This window comes from Xanthomonas bromi (assembly GCF_900092025.1).
Taxonomy (GTDB): Bacteria; Pseudomonadota; Gammaproteobacteria; order Xanthomonadales; family Xanthomonadaceae; genus Xanthomonas; species Xanthomonas bromi.
This window is the reverse complement of record NZ_FLTX01000079.1, coordinates 1-17,709: the sequence shown is the minus strand read 5'-3', so window position 1 is coordinate 17,709 and position 17,709 is coordinate 1. Positions and strand designations below refer to the sequence as shown.

General features: G+C 59.5%; 19 protein-coding genes and 2 pseudogenes. 5 read left to right on the top strand and 16 right to left on the bottom strand.

From position 1 onward, the window contains the following. Nucleotides 1-524: 524 nt before the first annotated feature. Nucleotides 525-1,736, bottom strand: coding sequence for a tyrosine--tRNA ligase (gene tyrS / locus XBLMG947_RS19800; protein WP_065470263.1), 1,212 nt, complete (start codon nt 1,734-1,736; stop codon nt 525-527). A 170-nt stretch (nt 1,737-1,906) separates the two neighbouring features. On the opposite strand from tyrS, the gene XBLMG947_RS19795 reads away from it, so the two are divergent. Further along, nucleotides 1,907-3,325 (top strand): M23 family metallopeptidase, encoded by a 1,419-nt coding sequence (locus XBLMG947_RS19795; RefSeq protein WP_065470262.1) that lies wholly within the window; start codon nt 1,907-1,909, stop codon nt 3,323-3,325. 377 nt (nt 3,326-3,702) lie between these two features. Further along, the gene (locus XBLMG947_RS19790) at nt 3,703-4,836 is read left to right on the top strand and encodes an anhydro-N-acetylmuramic acid kinase (protein WP_065470265.1); all 1,134 of its coding nucleotides are present in this window, start codon (nt 3,703-3,705) and stop codon (nt 4,834-4,836) included. Nucleotides 4,837-4,876: 40 nt separating this feature from the next. Here the strand turns inward: XBLMG947_RS19790 and XBLMG947_RS19785 are convergent, their stop codons facing one another. From XBLMG947_RS19785 to XBLMG947_RS19770, 4 genes are read right to left on the bottom strand one after another with little or no spacing between them, the layout of a single operon-like run. Then, the gene (locus XBLMG947_RS19785; protein ID WP_065470261.1) at nt 4,877-5,104 is read right to left on the bottom strand and encodes a hypothetical protein; all 228 of its coding nucleotides are present in this window, start codon (nt 5,102-5,104) and stop codon (nt 4,877-4,879) included. Between the two features lie 58 nt (nt 5,105-5,162). Next, nucleotides 5,163-6,458: an AmpG family muropeptide MFS transporter gene (locus XBLMG947_RS19780; RefSeq protein ID WP_065470260.1), complete on the bottom strand. Its 1,296-nt coding sequence runs from the start codon at nt 6,456-6,458 to the stop codon at nt 5,163-5,165. Beyond that, complete coding sequence (locus tag XBLMG947_RS19775; RefSeq protein WP_139074448.1) at nt 6,455-6,781, bottom strand: hypothetical protein; 327 nt, start codon at nt 6,779-6,781, stop codon at nt 6,455-6,457. Before XBLMG947_RS19775 ends, XBLMG947_RS19780 begins: the two co-directional genes overlap by 4 nt. Beyond that, a complete protein-coding gene (locus tag XBLMG947_RS19770; RefSeq protein ID WP_065470258.1) occupies nt 6,778-7,578 on the bottom strand; it encodes an exodeoxyribonuclease III in 801 nt (266 codons plus the stop codon). The genes XBLMG947_RS19775 and XBLMG947_RS19770 overlap by 4 nt, the downstream gene beginning before the upstream one ends. Before the next feature lie 183 nt (nt 7,579-7,761). Here XBLMG947_RS19770 and XBLMG947_RS19765 point away from each other — a divergent pair. Then, nucleotides 7,762-8,088, top strand: a pseudogene (locus tag XBLMG947_RS19765) (integrase core domain-containing protein); the annotation flags it as partial. Nucleotides 8,089-8,385: 297 nt separating this feature from the next. On the opposite strand, the gene XBLMG947_RS19760 reads toward XBLMG947_RS19765, so the two are convergent. The 4 genes from XBLMG947_RS19760 to XBLMG947_RS19750 all read right to left on the bottom strand — a co-directional run bounded on the left by XBLMG947_RS19760 (nt 8,386) and on the right by XBLMG947_RS19750 (nt 10,728). After that, nucleotides 8,386-8,874, bottom strand: a complete 489-nt coding sequence (locus tag XBLMG947_RS19760) for a hypothetical protein (protein WP_065470257.1) — start codon at nt 8,872-8,874, stop codon at nt 8,386-8,388. An 88-nt stretch (nt 8,875-8,962) separates the two neighbouring features. Then, nucleotides 8,963-9,460, bottom strand: coding sequence for an RIP homotypic interaction motif-containing protein (locus tag XBLMG947_RS19755; RefSeq protein WP_065470264.1), 498 nt, complete (start codon nt 9,458-9,460; stop codon nt 8,963-8,965). A 296-nt stretch (nt 9,461-9,756) separates the two neighbouring features. Further along, a complete protein-coding gene (locus tag XBLMG947_RS23300) occupies nt 9,757-9,924 on the bottom strand; it encodes a hypothetical protein (RefSeq protein ID WP_167352054.1) in 168 nt (55 codons plus the stop codon). 453 nt (nt 9,925-10,377) lie between these two features. Further along, on the bottom strand, nt 10,378-10,728 hold the full coding sequence (locus XBLMG947_RS19750; RefSeq protein WP_065470256.1) for a hypothetical protein: 351 nt from the start codon (nt 10,726-10,728) through the stop codon (nt 10,378-10,380). A 203-nt stretch (nt 10,729-10,931) separates the two neighbouring features. Here XBLMG947_RS19750 and XBLMG947_RS19745 point away from each other — a divergent pair. Continuing rightward, nucleotides 10,932-11,899, top strand: a protein-coding gene (locus XBLMG947_RS19745) for an IS5 family transposase (RefSeq protein WP_139074447.1) whose coding sequence is annotated in 2 segments (ribosomal slippage) — nt 10,932-11,442 and nt 11,442-11,899 — 969 coding nt in all. Because the reading frame shifts where the segments join, the coding sequence is not laid out codon by codon here. A gap of 183 nt (nt 11,900-12,082) precedes the next feature. Here the strand turns inward: XBLMG947_RS19745 and XBLMG947_RS22985 are convergent. Beyond that, on the bottom strand, nt 12,083-12,367 hold the full coding sequence (locus tag XBLMG947_RS22985) for a hypothetical protein (RefSeq protein ID WP_139074446.1): 285 nt from the start codon (nt 12,365-12,367) through the stop codon (nt 12,083-12,085). 183 nt (nt 12,368-12,550) lie between these two features. Between XBLMG947_RS22985 and XBLMG947_RS19740 the strand changes: the two genes are divergently transcribed. Next, nucleotides 12,551-12,904, top strand: a complete 354-nt coding sequence (locus tag XBLMG947_RS19740) for a site-specific integrase (protein WP_065470255.1) — start codon at nt 12,551-12,553, stop codon at nt 12,902-12,904. A 161-nt stretch (nt 12,905-13,065) separates the two neighbouring features. On the opposite strand, the gene XBLMG947_RS19735 is transcribed toward XBLMG947_RS19740, so the two are convergent. The 6 genes and pseudogenes from XBLMG947_RS19735 to XBLMG947_RS19720 form a co-directional block, all read right to left on the bottom strand. After that, nucleotides 13,066-13,329: a PAAR domain-containing protein gene (locus XBLMG947_RS19735; protein WP_065470254.1), complete on the bottom strand. Its 264-nt coding sequence runs from the start codon at nt 13,327-13,329 to the stop codon at nt 13,066-13,068. Continuing rightward, on the bottom strand, nt 13,326-14,999 hold the full coding sequence (locus XBLMG947_RS19730; protein ID WP_065470253.1) for a type VI lipase adapter Tla3 domain-containing protein: 1,674 nt from the start codon (nt 14,997-14,999) through the stop codon (nt 13,326-13,328). The genes XBLMG947_RS19735 and XBLMG947_RS19730 overlap by 4 nt, the downstream gene beginning before the upstream one ends. Further along, nucleotides 14,996-15,244: pseudogene (locus XBLMG947_RS22100) on the bottom strand (effector protein Tle3 domain-containing protein); the annotation flags it as partial. The pseudogene XBLMG947_RS22100 and the gene XBLMG947_RS19730, both read right to left, overlap by 4 nt. Nucleotides 15,245-15,509: 265 nt before the next feature. Next, nucleotides 15,510-16,361, bottom strand: coding sequence for a hypothetical protein (locus XBLMG947_RS22980; protein ID WP_139074445.1), 852 nt, complete (start codon nt 16,359-16,361; stop codon nt 15,510-15,512). Further along, nucleotides 16,273-16,668, bottom strand: a complete 396-nt coding sequence (locus XBLMG947_RS23845; RefSeq protein WP_245228262.1) for a PAAR domain-containing protein — start codon at nt 16,666-16,668, stop codon at nt 16,273-16,275. The genes XBLMG947_RS22980 and XBLMG947_RS23845 overlap by 89 nt, the downstream gene beginning before the upstream one ends. Beyond that, on the bottom strand, nt 16,665-17,709 hold a 1,045-nt coding region (locus XBLMG947_RS19720), incomplete at its 5' end, for a type VI lipase adapter Tla3 domain-containing protein (RefSeq protein ID WP_139074444.1). The genes XBLMG947_RS23845 and XBLMG947_RS19720, both read right to left, overlap by 4 nt.

Sequence of the window (17,709 nt, the reverse complement as noted above, 5' to 3'; positions counted from 1 at the left end):
CTTCGTCGTTTCCGTCGAAGCGAGCCGCCCATTGTAGCGGGCTTTTTCTTACCGTCAACACCTTGTTTCCGAGGTGATTGACGCCTCGTCGTGTCCACCCGAAGGTTTTCTGCGAAGCTAGCCGGCCATATTAGCAGGCTTTTCACCTTCGTCAACCCCTCGTGAAGAGAAAGTTGCCGCCGCTGCACTTCACTCTGCCAAAGCAGCTTTCCGTGTAGCGAGCCGACCATCATAGCCGACTTTTGCGTCTCGTCAACACCCTAATTTCGGGGGATTTTCGAACCCTTTTGCTTTGGTTCCGCGTTTGCGGACTCCGTTGCGTCGGGGAGGCGAACTATATGCCCGCAAAAGGATTTTGGGAAGCCTTTTGTGAAAAATTTTTCACGAAATTGCCAAAAACTTGCGCTACGCCCTAGTCAGCTTGGCGCAAGGCCTTTGAGGGCTTTGAACCTGCTACTTCTATCTCTATAGGTAAGACGTGTGTGGCCGCAGGGATTGCCGTCCTGCAGCAACCTTGATTGGCTTCAGCCAGCAACGAGCGATACACGGGCAAAATTGCGTTTACCCACTTGAATGACGCCTTCAAAACCCTGCGTGAAGATCCGACTGGCATCTTCCACCACGTCGCCATCGATCTTGACCGCACGCTCCTTGAGCTTGCGGGTCGCTTCGGAATTGCTGGGCGTCAGGCCGGCGGCAGTCAGCAGGCTGGCGATGCGAAGACCCTCGGCCGGGATCACGACTTCCTGTAGCGGCAGCAAACTGGTGTCGCCCTGCCCTGTCACCACCGCGTGCCAACCGGCAATGGCCTGCTCTGCCGTTGCGGCATCGTGGAACCGCGTGGCCAGTTCGCGTGCCAGCCGCAATTTGACTTCGCGCGGGTGGAGTTCGCCCTTGGCCACTTGCTCCTTGAGGCGCGCCGCTTCGGCCACGCTGATATCGAAGGAAAGCAGGTCGATCCAGCGCCAGGTCAGCTCATCGCAGATCTTCATGGTCTTGGTGACGATGTCGATGGCCGGCTCGTTGATGCCGATGTAGTTGCCCAACGACTTGGACATTTTGGCGACACCGTCCAGGCCTTCCAGCAGCGGCATGGTCAGCACGATCTGCGGTGCCTGGCCGTAATGCTCCTGCAGGCCGCGCCCCATCAGCAGGTTGAATTTCTGATCGGTGCCGCCGAGCTCGACGTCTGCCCTCAAGGCGACCGAGTCGTAGCCCTGCACCAAGGGATAGAGGAATTCATGGATGGCGATCGGCTGTTGGCTGCCGAAGCGCTTGGCGAAATCGTCGCGTTCGAGCATGCGCGCGACCGTGTGCTGTGCGGACAGCTTGATCATGTCGGCTGCGCTCATCTGACCGAACCACTCGGAATTGAAGCGCACTTCGGTGCGTTCGCGATCCAGGATCTTGAAGACCTGGTCTTCATAGGTGCGGGCGTTGGCCAGCACGTCGTCGCGACTGAGCGGCTTGCGGGTGGCGTTCTTGCCGCTCGGGTCGCCGATCATTCCGGTGAAGTCGCCGATCAGGAAAACCACCTGGTGGCCAAGCTGCTGGAACTGCCGCATCTTGTTGAGCAGCACAGTGTGGCCCAGATGCAGATCCGGCGCGGTGGGATCGAAGCCGGCCTTCACACGCAATGGCACGCCCGATTTCAGCCGTGCTTCGAGCTGATCGAGCTTGAGGATCTCTTCGGCACCACGGCCGATGAGTGCGAGGGATTCTTCGATAGTGGCCAACCACAGACTCCAGCGGCGCTTGCCGTCAACAGCGTGAATGATGTTAAACGCGGGTTAATTTCGCGCCAACTGAAAATAATGAACAGGCTCAATGGTTTGACGCGCTGTTACAGGCTGACTATGGTACCGGCGATTGGGCTCGCACTTCGAGCCAGCGAGGAATTTGAACGATGCAGCACTCAGAGCAGGGCCGTGCACGCAAGCGGCGCTTTCAAGAACGCCTCCACGTCCTCCACGACACTGCACTGCATCGCAAGCTCAAGGCGCACCTGCCGGCGGCATTCAATGACCGCTGGACACGCCGTCATTGGATCCACGCCAGCCTGTTCGCCACCATCGGCGCACTGGTTGCCACGATCGTGCCGGGTTTTTCCAACGCCATCGATGCCCCGCTTTCGGGCCGTTCCACGCTGGCCTTGCCGTTGCCGCCGCTGGTGCCCAGCCGCAAGCAGTTGGCGCCAAGCACCAATTGGGAAATTCTGCAGGTCAAGCCGGGCCAGACGCTGAGTACCTTGTTCGGCGAGTTGGGGATTCCGACGACGGTGATGTACCAGGTGCTTGCGCATCCGGGCACCAAGGAGGTCCTGACCAAACTGCGTCCGGGCACCGAGATCGCCTTCGACATGCCGACGCCGGGCGACTTGCGGGCACTGCGTTTCGATCGCGACGACAGTCATCGGGTAGAGCTGCGCCTGCTCGGCGACAGCGTGCGCGAGAACGTGACCGAGCGGGCGACGACCACGCGTACGGTGGTGGCCAGCGGTGAGATCAGCAGTTCGCTGTACGCATCGGCCGGTAAATCCGGGCTATCGCCGGCCGCAGTAGCGATCATGACCGACGAGATCTTCAAGTACGACATCGACTTCGACAAGGATCTGCAGCCCGGCGACCGTTTCAGCGTGGTGATGGATGAAACCTGGCGCGAAGGCGAGCGGATCAGCACCGGCGACATTCTGGCGGCGACCTTCACCACCGGCGGCAAGACCTATACCGGTTTCCGCTTCGAGCGCGCCGGCAAGCCGGCCGAGTATTACGACATCACCGGCCGGCCGTTGAAGAAGAGCTTCATCCGCATGCCGGTGGCGTATAGCCGCATCAGCTCCACCTTCGGTGCGCGCAAGCACCCGGTGCTGGGCACGATGCGCATGCATAAAGGTGTGGATTACGCGGCCGCGTCGGGAACGCCGATCATGGCGGCTGGCGACGCGCGGGTGGTGTTCGTCGGCACCCAGCGCGGCTATGGCAATGTGGTGATCCTGGATCACGGCAAGAACTACAGCACGCTGTACGGGCATATGTCGCGCTTCGGCAAGATCAAGGCCGGCCAGCGCATCGATCAGGGCACCGTGATCGGCTATGTCGGCATGACCGGCCTGGCCACCGGCCCGCATCTGCATTACGAATTCCGTGTCGCCGGGCAGCAGCGCAACCCGATGTCGGTGACGATGCCGCCGCCGGAGCCGTTGCAGGGTGCCGAACTGGCGGCGTTCCGTGCGCAGACTGCACCCGCCATGGCCCGGATCGAGGGCATGGAGAAGCTCATCTACGCCGACGCCGGCAAGCCTGCCAAGGGCAAGTCGCGGGGTTGAGTGCCTGCGGCGGGGCTGCGCTAACTGCGTTGGCGGTTGGGTCGTGTGGATGGCGTAGACGGCCGTGCATCACATCCAGCCACGCCGCGGGGCGGTGCACTGCTTTAGCACCCCACTGCGGCGCGCGGCGCGCAGTGGACGCCTCCAATTGACTTGTTCCCTGCACGTGGTCCTGCCTATCAACCGCATCTGAGGTGAGTACGGTCGCCTGCGCCATGCAGGGACTGTCGGTGCACACGTGATCGTCGTCGACATGATTCGGGAGCATGTCGGCCCAGCGGTGACTCACTTGCTGCATAGGCGCTACGAATGCAAGACCAGTTGACGAACCCGGCCCGGCTGCACAAGCTGGCCGACCGTGTATGTCTGGCTTCGGCATGTCTGTCTTGGAACACGTTGACTCTCCCTTGTATCTGGGCCTGATGTCGGGAACCAGCGCCGACGGCATCGATGCCGCACTGGTGCACTTTGCCGACGCCACGCACCGACGCTGCGACTTGGTGGCCGGGACGACGGTGGCGTGGGAGCCGCAGTTGCGCGAGACCTTGGTGGCGCTCGGCCAGGGCGCCGAGACGGTAGCCATCGATGCGCTGGGGCAGTTGGACGCGCAAGTAGGGTTGGCGTTTGCGGCAGCGGCCAATCAGCTGATCCGCGAAAGCGGCGTGGAGCGCCGGCAAATTCGCGCGATCGGCTCGCATGGGCAGACCATCCGCCACCGGCCAAACGCGGATCCGGCCTTTACCTGGCAGATCGGCGATGCCAGCCGGATTGCCGAGCGCACCGGCATCACCACGGTGGCCGATTTCCGCCGGCGCGACGTGGCCGCCGGTGGGCAGGGCGCGCCGCTGATGCCGGCCTTTCATCTGGCCATGCTGGGTACGGGCGATGAAGACCGCGCCGTGCTCAATCTGGGCGGGATCGGCAACCTCACCTTGATTCCGCGCGATGGCGCGGTGCTGGGTTTCGATACCGGCCCGGCCAATGCGCTGCTGGATAGTTGGTGCCAACGCCATCACGGCATGCCGTTCGATGCCGAGGGTGCGTTTGCGGCCAGCGGGCGCGTCGATGCGGCCTTGCTGCAGGAACTGTTGGCAGACCCATGGTTTGCGTTGCCGCCGCCCAAGAGCACCGGGCGCGAGCAGTTCCATCTGGACTGGGCACTGCAGGCGATGGGCAGCGCAAGGCTGGATGCAGCCGATGTGCAGGCGACCCTGCTCGAACTCACTGCAGCCACCGTGGCCGAAGCTTTGCTGCGATTGCAGCCAACCACGCGCCGCGTACTGGTCTGCGGCGGCGGCGTGCGTAATCCGGTGCTGTTGACGCGACTGGCGGCGCGACTGCCGAGCGTGGTGGTCGAATCCAGCGCGCGGCATGGGCTGGACCCGGATTATCTGGAGGCGATGGGCTTTGCCTGGCTGGCCGCCGAACTGCTGGCCGGGCGCCCGGCAAACCTGCCGTCGGTCACCGGGGCGGTGGGGCCACGGTTATTGGGGGCGATCTATCCGGCATGAGCCGGTGGTGTCTTCCAGCCTGGAGGGAGCGGCTGCAGCGCTACGGATGATTTCCCGCCGGCAATGCCTTGAGCGCAGCAATCGCTTCGGCCAGGGCATCGACCTCCGGGTGCTGCAGGCCGCCGCGGACTTCGTATTCGCTGGAAAACAGGCCTTGTTCGAGTAGATGCATCACCGTCTGGTGCTGGGTCCACCCACGTGCGACGGAAATGCGGCGAATACGGTCCACCAGCATCGGATCAATGTCACGCAATACCAGATCGGTCATGCCCTGCCTCGTGCAATGCGCTGCCCCGCGCGCATCATCGGCAACCTTGGCGGACGTTTCAATCCGGCCGCCTGTCGTGCGCCAATAGCCGCGGCCACAACCAGGCCAGCAGCAGCAAGGTGGGAATCACCGTCAGGGAGCTGAGGATGAAGAAGGTGCTGTAGGAGGTCGCCTCAATCACGGACCCGGAAACACCACCAGCGAACTTGCCCGGCAGATTGGCCAGCGAGACCAGCAATGCATACTGGGTGGCGGTGAAGTTGCGGTCGGTCAGCGAGGACATGAAGGCCACCAGCACCGAGCCGGCGAAACCCTGAAACAGGTTGTCGGCACTGAGCGCGGCATAGAACGCCCATAGCTTGCCGGGGTTGTGTGCCATCAGCAGAAACGCCAGGTTGGACAAGGCCACCCCCAACGCGGCCACCAGCAGCATGCGGCGGAAGCCGAATGCGGCGACTGCAGCACCGCCAGCGAAGGCCCCGACAATCCCCATCCAGAGGCCGAACAGCTTGGAGACGGTGGCGATATCGGCCTTGGTGAAGCCAGAATCCAGATAGAACGGCCCCGCCATGACGCCGATCACCTGGTCGGGAAACCTGTACAAGCCCACGAACAGCAGCAGCGCGATGCCCAGCGCCAGCCCATTACTGGAGAAGAAACTGGAAATCGGTTGCCAGAAGGCACCTGCGACATCGACGCGGCGTACCACCGTCGCCTCGGGACGGTCGGGCTCGCGGCACAGCAAGGTGGTGACGATCGGCACAAGCATCAATGCGGCCATGCCCACGTAGGCCCACGTCCAGCCCAGGTATTCGGCCATGTACAGCGCACCCGCACCGCCCAGGATCAGCCCGACGCGGTAGCCCAGCGTGTAGGTCGCCGCCAACGCGGCCTGCGCGGCATCGGGGGCGACTTCGATGCGGTAGGCATCCACGACCGAGTCCTGGGTGGCGCCCCAGAACGAGGCGAACAGCACCCAGCCGACCAGGCCGGTCACGCTCAGATCCGGGCGAGAAAATGCCAGGGCGAACAGGCCAATGGTGACGCCGATCTGCGCCACCAGCAGCCAGGAGCGACGGCGCCCCAGGAACGCGGTGAGCGGAAACGCGTGACGGTCGATCAGCGGCGCCCACAGGAACTTGAGCAGATAGAAGAAGCTGGCCAGGCTGATCAAGCCGATGTCTTGCAGGTTCAGCCCTACATCGCGCAATCGGACGGACAAGGTCTGCGAGGCGATCAGCAAAAACGGGAGGCCACTGCCGAAGCCGAGCAGCGCCATGGTCGCCGCCGAGGGCGTGGCGAAGGCGTGCTGGATGCCGCGCCAGCCTTTGTAGGTTTGGGCGGGCTTGGTCATGCGTCGAACCGATGAGAACGAACGTCAATGGCTGAGGCGGTCAAGGCAGATTGCACCGCTGCATGCAGCGCACCGTCGACGACGACCATCGCCACCGAAGTCATGCTTTCGACGGTGTGTGCGGCACCGCGACGACGCATGGCCGTCCCGAAGAGCAACGCCTTGCTCGCCATCGACAGACCGCGCAACGGCGACTGAGAGCCGCCGCGCGTGCTGCATTGCCCAAGGCGGAGCCCGGTGGCGATGCTGCCAGCAAGGTTCGCGCCCTGCTCCGCAAGACGCTGGCGCAATGTGCCGGAAACCAAAGTCTTCGCCTGCCTCACTGCGCGTAATCCACGATGTACGGCGCGTGGTCGGAGAAGCGCTCTTCGCGGTAGATCGAGCAGGCCTTCAAGGTGTCGCGCAGGCCGGGGGTGACCAGTTGGTAGTCGATGCGCCAACCGACATTGTTGGTACGCGCGGCGCCGCGGTTGCTCCACCAGGTGTAGTCCTGGCCTTGCGGATGCAGCACGCGGTAGCTGTCGACCCAGCCGCGGCCTTCGGCAGGGTTGGCATCATCTGGCGCATCGGCGCACAGGCCGTTGAGCCAGTCGCGCTCGGGCGGCAGGCAGCCGGAGTTCTTCTGGTTGGACTTCCAGTTCTTGATGTCCAGCGCGGTGCGCACGATGTTCCAGTCGCCGCACAGCACGTACTGGCGGCCACTGGCCAACCATTCGTCCAGGATCGGCCGCAGCCATTTCATCACCTGGAACTTGTAGTCCTGGCGCAATTCGCCCGACGACCCGGACGGGATATAAAAGGACACCACGCTGAGGTTGCCGAAGCGCGCTTCGATATAGCGGCCTTCTTCGTCGAACTCGGGCCAGCCCAGCGCGGTGCGTACCTCGTCGGGCTCGTGCCTGCTGTAGATCGCCACGCCGCTGTAGCCCTTCTTGGTCCTAGCGTCGCGGAACCAGGCCTTGTAGCCGGTGGGCAGGAACTTGGGCCCGGCCAGCTGATGCTCCTGGGCCTTGGTCTCCTGCACGCACAGCACATCGGCGTCCTGCGCGGCAAACCACTCGAAAAAACCCTTGGTGGCGGCCGAGCGCAGGCCGTTGGCGTTGAAACTGATGATGCGCAAATTATCTCCAACCATTTGTTTTATATTGATTTTATCAGAAAACTACTGGGAAAGTACCAACTTCAGTACCAACACTTTGAATCAGTGTTTACCAACAACCTGCGGGCATCGCTCAAAGCCTACCTACTGAGGCACGGCATCGCCAGCCGCGCGAATTAGTCGTACTTAAACAATCCCCTTCAGACACTGATCCACCACAGCAACAGTGGCGTGCAGAACCTCAGCATCCGTTACAGCGAACGGCTGGTCGAGGCCAGGATCGAACCGTCTGTGGGCAGCGTTGGCGACTCGTATGACAACGCACTGGCCGAGACGATCAACGGCCTGTACGAGGCCGAAGTGATCCACCGCAGATCGTGGCGCCATCGCGAGCAGGTGGAACTGGCCACGCTGGATTGGGTGCACTGGTACAACCACAAACGCCTGCTGGGGCCGATCGGATACATCCCGCCAGCGGAAGCCGAAGCGACTTATGATCGGCAGCAAACCCGTCAGGCCGAGGCGGCCTGACTCAAACCAAACGGCCTCCGACAAAACCGGGGCGGTTCAGATGGGATGCGAGTGAGCGGGCAAGCGCTTCGACTGCCGAGACGTGGGTGACTAAGAGGTTGGGCGCGTGATCAGGGTTGGCTAGGCGTTGGCGAATGACATGCAACCGCTGTCTGGGCGAAACGCTGACGTACGTTTTGCGGATGCTTTGCAACTCTGCGGCGTAGTCGATTGGTTCCATTGGGGCCTAAAACCTGAGTTAAGCCGCGCCGCAAAGCGGCGTCGGCTTGGACGAATTGTTAGACCGCTGCCTGCACGTTACGCGCTGTAGCCGGTTGCCAGCCGCCGTTCCATAACTGCCAGTGGCTCGTTCGATCGCTGCGCAGCAAGGAACCGATAAATTTCCTCTAGTGCGTTGGCGATGCGTTCGCGCGGCGCCACTTCTTGACCGGTCTTGCCCAAGACGTACCGGAGCACCGCCCGATGGTTATTGAAGTACCGATCTAGCAGAGGCGTGGATTTGGCTAATCCGGGAAGCGACGCCTCACAGAAGTTTTCAATGAAGCGTAGATCGGCAACTTCGTCTGGTGTAAGACTGAATTCCGGCCGCTCGTTAGCACGCTCGAGAATCGTGCGGGTGCGCTCCGTGTACTCGCCAAGCTGCAACAGCAGGTTCTCCAGCTCTTTGCTCCGCGCCCGCCTCGAAGCGTGCTGATCTAAAACAAGACCGATCTTCTGAGGTAGACGAGCAAGCAGGTACGCCAGAGCTAGCCCGAGAAGTAAAACTGCAAGTGTCAAAACAATCACGTCGAACTCCTAGTTGCATGTTCAGCGGCCTAACGCCTGAATTAAGCCGAGCCGCGAAGCGGCTTCGGCTTGAATGATTTGTTAGACATTAGCCGACTGTCCCGCCAGCAAGACCCCCGATAATTGCTACAACAGCGGGGTGTTGCAGGAGTTGACTAATCAATGATTTGGCCTCCTCCTTCTCCTGAGGAGGTGCGTTGGAAGATTCGATCATCTTAACAAGCGTGTCAAACGAGTTGGCGATGTTTTGAACGTTGTAGTCGCCAATCTGGATCGACTGCGCACCGCTAATAGTGATGTTGTGACTGGGTCGCTGAGCCGTAGACTCGCCACCTTTTCTAAACTTCACTTGGTAATGCGCGCCGATTCCAGTGATTCCCTGGTCGAAAAAGGTGGCTTCGGTAACAACCGAGCGCTCATCTTTACCATTCGGAAGGCGGCGCAGGACTGTATCTCCGGCCTCTACATCAGCCATCTGGTCGGCGATGATGATTGTGCTGCCCGCAAACTTAGCCTTGTACGGACCGACGACTTGGCCATCGCGCCTTTCAACGCGGGCTTCCTCGTTTGGTTTTAGGATGCTCACCGCGACCTCCCCCCTAATGTCTAACACCAGAATTAAGCCGACCCGCGAAGCGGGTTCGGCTTGAATGGATTGTTAGGCCGCAGCCGTTGATGTCTAATCATGGCCTAGCCTCCCCGATACCTAGCCGCTTCGCGCCAACTGCCAATCGCCTGGCTCTCGGTGCGTCCTTTTACATCTACTCGCTCGCCCATGTACGTACCAACGGCAATCCATACAGATTTTGACTTTTGGTACACCGTGATCTGCTGCGGCTGATTCCACACTTGAACCGTATGCTCTCGTTCCATGGCGTCGTCTCACTTGCTCCAATGGCCGAGCACCCACTCCCATTTGTGGGTCGAGTAGTCCCAGCGCCAGTGAGCACGAACCCACTTGGTTTTGCCGAGGGGTCTGAGCGTTTGCATGTTCTGCAGCCGATCAACTGGCTTAGGAGGTCTGGGAGGATGGATCTTCTTGATTGCCATGCACTCTCTCCTGTGGCCTAACGCTTGAATTAAGCCGAGTTGCGAAGCAACTTCGGCTTGAATGAGTTGTTAGGCAGTGAGTGGCCGCAAAGGTTTGGATGGTGCAACCATGCTCCCAAGCACTGCCGCTTGAACCGAGTGTGCCACAGGTTGTGGGATGGAGCTTGCCCAGCGATGCCGCGGTGCGTGATGCCACCGAAGCCAAGCGCAATGAGCGCAGCGCGGCAATGACGTACAAGGGCGAAGCACCTAACTTAACGCAACTATCAACGGTGATGACTGCTGCCCGGAGCCGACTGCATGCACGCCTGCAAACTGACCGAAGCAGCAACCGCTAGCGCATTTTGCTCTACCACGGCCTAACGCTTGAGTTAAGCGGCGCGCGGCTTTTCGTGCCTCCGCTTGGACGAGTGGTTAGGCCTCATCTTAACGCGGTGGCTTGAACAGACGCACTCACAACATTGACCTCCATGTAGCAAGGACTGTGCGAACGGCTGGCAGCAAAGAGAGCGTGGTGCCGTCATCCAACGTGACGATAACCTCCGCTGCATCGGCGAACACGCCGTAGCCGAACGGTGCTTGGAAGAGTCCTGGGGTGGCCGACAATTGCTCCGCCGATGAAAACTGGCGCGGAACCTTCTTGGATGAAGCCAACTTCGCATGTTTAGACGCATCTGCCACGTCTCGGATTATTGCAAAATCAGGACACTTGGCTTGTACGCTCGTACGCACATTCGCGATCTCTTGGTCCATGAGCTTGCGCTTGCGGCTTGCGAAACCGTCGAGCGCGAAATGGTCCGCCATGTGATACAGGACAATTGCAGCGAGCCTGCCACGACGTATGTCGTACGGCGCCTTCTCGAACTCCGCAACTGTAGGTTAGACCGTGTGAGCGAGAAAAGTTGAGGCGTTTGAACGCACGTGAACTTCCATATGAGACCTAAGGAACCTCTGAACAACTCCCCCCAAGATGCGCGACACTACAGGTCCACGTTGAGGAGGCATCCATGCAACTGACGTTCGGTGACGCCGAGGGCTTGGGCAAGCGCAAGCAGACCCGGCGCGAGATCTTCCTTGCCGAGATGGAGCGCATCGTTCCGTGGAAGCAATTGCTTGCCCTGATCGAGCCACACTCTCCGGTGTCGGGGCGGCCGGGGCGGCAGCCGTACGCGCTGGCGACGATGTTGCGGATTCATCTGTTGCAGCAGTGGTATGGGTTGAGCGATCCGGCGATGGAAGAGGCATTGCACGAGATCCCAACCCTGCGGCGTTTTGCCCAGCTCGGCGGCTTGGACAACGTTCCGGACGAGACGACGATTCTCAATTTTCGCCGTCTGCTGGAAACCCATGGTATTGCCGTGCGGATGCTGGAAGCGGTCAACGCGCATCTGGCGCGCAAGGGCCAGAGCCTACGGTCGGGCACGATCGTCGATGCAACCCTGATCGCTGCACCCAGTTCGACCAAGAATGCCGACCGTGCGCGCGACCCCGAGATGCATCAGACCAAGAAGGGCAACAGTGGCATTTCGGGATGAAGGCGCACATTGGTGTGGATGAGTTTTCCGGGCTGGTACACCACGTGCAGTGCACCGCAGCCAACGTAGCCGATGTCACAGTGACGCATGCATTACTGCACGGGAAGGAAGACAGCGTGTTCGGCGACAGCGGCTACACCGGTGCGGAAAAGCGCGACGAGCTGCAGCGCTGTGAGGCTGTATTTTTCGTTGCCGCCAAGCGCTCCACGATTCAGGCAATTGGCAACAAGCGCAAGCGTGCTCGGGCAGAACGTTGGGAACACTTCAAGGCCAGCGTGCGCGCAAAGGTGGAGCATCCGTTCCGGGTGATCAAGCGCCAGTTTGGCTACACCAAGGTGCGCTATCGCGGCCTGGCCAAGAACACCGCGCAGGTGCTGACCTTGTTCGCATTGTCGAACCTGTGGATGGTGCGCCGGCAATTGCTGCCGGCCCGGGGGTAATGCTGCCTGGCGGCAGCCAAAACCGTCAGAAAGCTGCAGAAATCGCACTGAACACAGCATTTTGCACGTCACTGACCTGCAAGAAGCTAGAATTTGAGAGATCTGGTGGGTTATTCAGACCTTCCCTAACGCCTGAATTAAGCCGAGCCGCGAAGCGGCCTCGGCTTGAATGAATTGTTAGGCTCAGACTGGATAATTGCGATCAAGGTCATCGATTAGAGCTCGCAACTGCGGGGCAGTTGGCGAGTATCTTTGAGTGTCAACGACAAGATACAAGTACCCAAGGTTCGTCACGTTTTGATATGCCGTAACTGGTGTGATGTCATCGTATGGCTCCAGTGCGTCAACAATCTTGTCGCAGTAAGGGACTGCAATAGCCTTTGTTCCTTCAACAGCCGCATAGCCATGGGCTACCACAGCATCTACCGCGTTGTACACGTTCTCAGGTGGAATGAAGACTCGGGTCATGGGCATCCTCGTTCTGAGCCTAACTACTATTGGACCGCCTAAATGCGGTGTTGCGCTGAGTATCTTTGATCGCTGGCGCTTTGTGAACGGGGGAAATCTCAGCGGGGTTCACTGGATTGCACGATGGCAAGCGGCCGCTACCGTGAAGATGCTTGCAGTGTTATCCAGCGAAGACGCAGTCGTATGAGATACACCCCCAAAAACAGTGGTGTAACAGCACCTCCACCGCTATGGTTACTTGATCGGGTGCGCGACCGCCTGCAGGTACGTCACAGCCTGCGCACCGAGCAGGCCTCTCTGAGTTGGATACGGCGCTTCATCTTGGCCAGCGGCAAGCGCTGTCCGGTGCAGATGGGCCAGGCGGAGGTCGAGGCATGCCTCACCCGCTTGGCGACCGATGCGCAGGTGTCTGTGGGTACACAGAACCAGGCGTTGGCGGCGCTGTTGTTTCTCTACCGCGAAGTAGTGCGTATTGATCGGCATCGCGTCTCCGACGAACTCCCTAAGGAAGGTCTGAACAACCCATCAAACCTCTAAAATTCCAGCTTCTTGCATGTCAATGACTGGAAAATAGTGTCTCGCATTTGTGGTGCGTTGTTCAGAGGTTCCCTAGAAACGAAGCTTTGACGGCGCATGCAAGGTCATGCAGCACGCTTTGCATAGCGCCAATATCCTAGCTCCATCACTGAGCTACCGGATTATTGATGCTTGGCGCGGCCTTGCCGCCCCGCGATCAACGTAGCGCCACAGGCCAGTTTGTCGCCGTCCAGCGCGGTCTTGCGCCCATGGATGTTCAGATGACTGGAGGCACCTTCAATATGAGTGCGTCCATGCAATAGGCATATCGCTGGATGCCCTTCGCACGCAAACGCCTGGCCATCGATGCCTGCGTGCTCGGAACCGGCCAGCACATGGCCGCCGTGGCTGTGGGCGTCGCCTTCAACGATGAATGCACGGCTCATGGCGTGGCCTTCTTGTCGCGCAACAGGTCGTAGAACGGATGCTTCCCATTCTGGGTTGCGGCGGCTTTGCTGGCTTCGTCGGGCGGGCTGACCATCACGATGCCCGCATAGCCATCGGGTGTCAGATTGACGGTAGCACTGGTGCGTCCATCGTCGTAACCGGAGACGATGCCCAACCCGATCTGCACCAGCGCCGAACTCACGCCTGTATTGCCCAGCCGCCGACCGATGTCATAGCCCTGGTGCTTGTCATCCAGTTCGATGCCCTCGGCGTTCTCGTGTAGCGCCTGGGTCAGGGGGATGACCCATTCGCGATCCAGGCTGGTGTCGTAGAACACTCGCGTTGGCTTGGCATCGTCCGGCAAAGCGGCCACTGCCTGACCCCAGCCCTTACGCAACGCCTCTACCTGCGCAGCGCGCTTGAGGGGCTTCCCTTGATTGTCGGTCAAGGGCACATGCACCGGGCGATGTAGATAGCCCAGCAACGGGGATTCGTCGAACTGCTGCACCTGCCAGCGCGCCCAGCGCACCGGCAGATACGGGCTGGGCTTGAAATCACCCGGCCCCTTGTTGTTGATCTGCTTCCACAACTCGGGCAGTTGCGCAATCCACCAATCGGCCTTTGGTACACCGGGGCCATCTGGTAACTTCACGCCCTTGGCTTTGAGTTCACGCTCGAATTTATCGTCGAAGACGTCGCGCCTCTCCCAGAAAAAATTCCACAACTTGATGATGTCGTACTGGGTGTCGTCCTTGTTGATGCCATCATCTACATCGACGGCATACGGGCGCACCAACCTGTCTACCCGATCGCTGCGCGCTACCAATAGCGCAGTCATGCTGTCGGGCATTATCGGTACGTGTACCCCTTCCGGCTGCTTTGGCAGACCCGGTGATTCCCAGCCATAGCGCCCTCCTTCCGAATCATTGCTGACCAGCAGCACTTCCGGCACGTCGGGATGATCATCAAAGAACTGGAACAACCGTTCCAGCGTGCCTTGGGCACTCGCTACATTTGCATCATCCTGCCAAAGGAATAAGGTAAGTCCCAGGCTTTCAGACTGCCGCCAATACGCAATTCCCGATGCCATCGTGCTGCCATCATTGATTGTTGTCGGTGGCCCCAGGACGATCACCGGCACAGGCCAGCGCTCCACTGCTTCCTTGGCGGCATCACCAAAAGATGTTCTGGCTGCCAATTCCGCATCGCCAATCCGCGTGTTTGGATCGTAGTAATTGGGATCTTGCGGAAGCACAGACTTGAATGCGTCATCGTCTTCCCGTATGGCCTGCCAGACCGTCTGGTAGTAGTCGCCTACCGCCAGGCCCAGCCCGCGCACCTCCAAGACATAGCGCTCTCCCTCGCCAGCCAGCATGCGCCCATGCGGGGTCGCGGCCGCCGTCGTGGCCTGGGCGCTTGTCACGGCCGCTGGTTCCTTGGCAATTGCGCTACGTACCTTCCATAGCCAATGCCCTCCAAAGACCACGCCCACCAGTGCGGTGATCGCCAATACACCATTACGAATATCGTTGCCCAAGCCGGAATCCTCCACGCCTGTTGACTGCCATTGGCGATAGTAGATGAAAAGAATCAGCGCCACCCATGCCAACAGCGCACCGAACCATACCAACACGTAGTTCCAGATGCTGGGCCGTTGTACCGCGCTCACTGGCTGGTCTCCGCACGTTGATCGCGGGTCTGGCTTTTCACGTACTTGGCCGGAGGTGATTTGGATATCAACCCTGTCGGGAAAACACCTTTCTCATAATAAAAGCAACTCGCTTCAGCCAGCTTCCTCGCTCCAGGACTAAGCTTCTCGAAATTCGCAAGTTGACTCATGTAGACAGACGATGTTGTTTGATATTTGGGTGGAGCAAACGGCGTGCGCCAGTTGGCGAAGGCGATCAGCACCTTCAAAACTCCCTTTGGCGCATGGCCGAATGCTGCCTGAGCCTATTCACAACCTTGCGTATTGCGGTTCCAAATTGAATACGTCCCTGCGAGACTACTGGTGCTTGGCTTGACCCTGCCTCCCAGTGATGGACGTAGTTGCAAGCCTATCACCGTGCCAGCTTAAAAAATGAAGCGGAATACCAGTAATTAATGCTTCCAGCATGCATTGGTGAAACAGCAGTAGACCAAGCCACCTGAACTTTTACCAGAATACTGGCCCTGACTATCACTGGGCTGGAAATACCGAACGAATAGACGTAGCTACTAATGCGCTGTTTGACTCGTGCCACTCGGTGATAATCCCTTCTGGAATCCAACATCCAAACTTTGGATGGTAGCCCGCCACCAATCCACCGCTACAGCCCTTCGGAGATGGTGCATATTGCTGATTGAGAGTCTCTGCGTTGAAAGCTTTTTTGGGGGCGTAATGTAGTGAAAAACCTTTTTCAGGGGCAATGCTTGATGCTGAAGGAAAGAAGGCAGGATTATAAAGGACGATTCGCTGGCAACTTAGAGAGAGGGGACGGAGACGGTGTTTCTGCTTGTTTGATGACTGCGGAAAGCCATATGCAAGCCAGAGCTTGGCCGGCTCCATTGCATGTGCGATATCAAGTGCGCCCCCGAGCCTCTCAGCTTCTTCTTCGCCAAGCGGAAGGATTGCAACGTCATGTTCGTCATAGCACATCCATTTCTTTCCAGCCAGCACAATCCGCTCATTGTTCATGGCAAGCGCCATCAAACCGTGATCGAAATAATGAGATTGGTAAGCACCCACCCGATCACATAATGCATGCAATGCGGTGACAAGACAGGGGCCGCCGTTATCCCTGAGCAAAGTCGCTGTGGCAACAACCTGTACGAGGCCGTGAACAATCGTGCACAAGGCAACGCAATTCGTTCCCTGAGGGAAGAATGCATGAATGGCCATAGCGGCGTCTTCGATTCTGCGAGCAGCTTTTTTGGCGCGTTCTGCCTCTTCTGAGCAATGCCTATGCCGTTCTACACCGGCAGATAAATTGATATCTAGATATCCGCTGTACCACACGCCAAGCTCGCGAGCTTTCAATTCCTCTGCCATAGATATCCATGTTTATACAACAGTTCTTATGTCCTGCACGACTACCGATGCTTGGAGTGACGCTGTCTGCCAGCGATGAGCGTAGGCGCCACACGCGAGTTTGTCGCCGTCCAGCGCAGCCTTGGGTCCATGGATGTTCAGATGACTGGAGGCACCTTCCAATATGAGTGCGTCCATGCAAGGGGCATATCGCCGGATGCCCTTCACACGCAAACGCCTGGCCATCGATGCCCGCGTGCTCGGAACCGGCCAGCACATGGCCGCCGTGGCTATGGGCGTCGCCTTCGACGATGAATGCTCGGCTCATTGTGGGTCTTTCCATCCTGGTACGTGCGCCATGAAAGGATTCTTGCCGCGATGCTCGGTGTTGGCGTGCTTGCTGGCCGCATCCGGCGGGCTGACCATCACGATGCCGGCGTAGCCATCGGGTGTCAGGTTGACCGTCGCGCTGGTGCGGTCGTCTTCATAGCCGGCCTGTATCGCCAACCCGATCTGCACCAACGCCGAACTGACACCGGTATTACCCAGCCGCCGACCGATGTCGTAGCCCTGGTGCTTGTCATCCAGTTCGATGCCCTCGTCGTTCTCGTGTAGCGCCTGGGTCAGGGGGATGACCCATTCGCGATCCTGGCTGGTGTCGTAGAACACTCGCGTTGGCTTGGCATCTTCCGGCAACGCGGCCACTGCCTGCCCCCATCCTTTGCGCAACGCCTCTACCTGCGCGGCGCGCTTGAGTGGCTTTCCCTGCTCGTCGGTCAAGGGCACATGCACCGGGCGATGCAGATAGCCCAGCAACGGCGACTCGTCGAACTGCTGCACCTGCCAGCGTGCCCAGCGCACCGGCAGATACGGACTGGGCTTGAAATCACCCGGCCCCTTGTTGTTGATCTGCTTCCACAACTCGGGCAGTTGGGCAATCCACCAATCAGCCTTTGGTACACCGGGGCCACCTGGTAACTTCACGCCCTTGGCTTTGAATGCTTCTTCGTACTGCTCATCGAAGATATCGCGTTTTTCCCAAAAAAAATTCCACAATTTGATGATGTCGTACTGCCTGTCGTCCTTGTTGATGCCATCGTCCACATCGACGGCATACGGGCGCACCAACCTGTCTACCCGATCGCTGCGTGCAACCAATAACGCAGTCATGCTGTCGGGTAGTAGCGGAACGTGAGGAGCTTCAGGCCGTTTGTCGGGCATCCCTGGCGACTTCCAGCGGTAGCGCGGACCTTCCCCATCCTGCGTGACTAGCAAGACCTCCGGCACATCAGGATGCTCATCAAAGAAACGAAAGAGCTTCTCGAGTGTTGCCTGGGCACTGGCTGTGTTGCCATCATCCTGCCAGAGG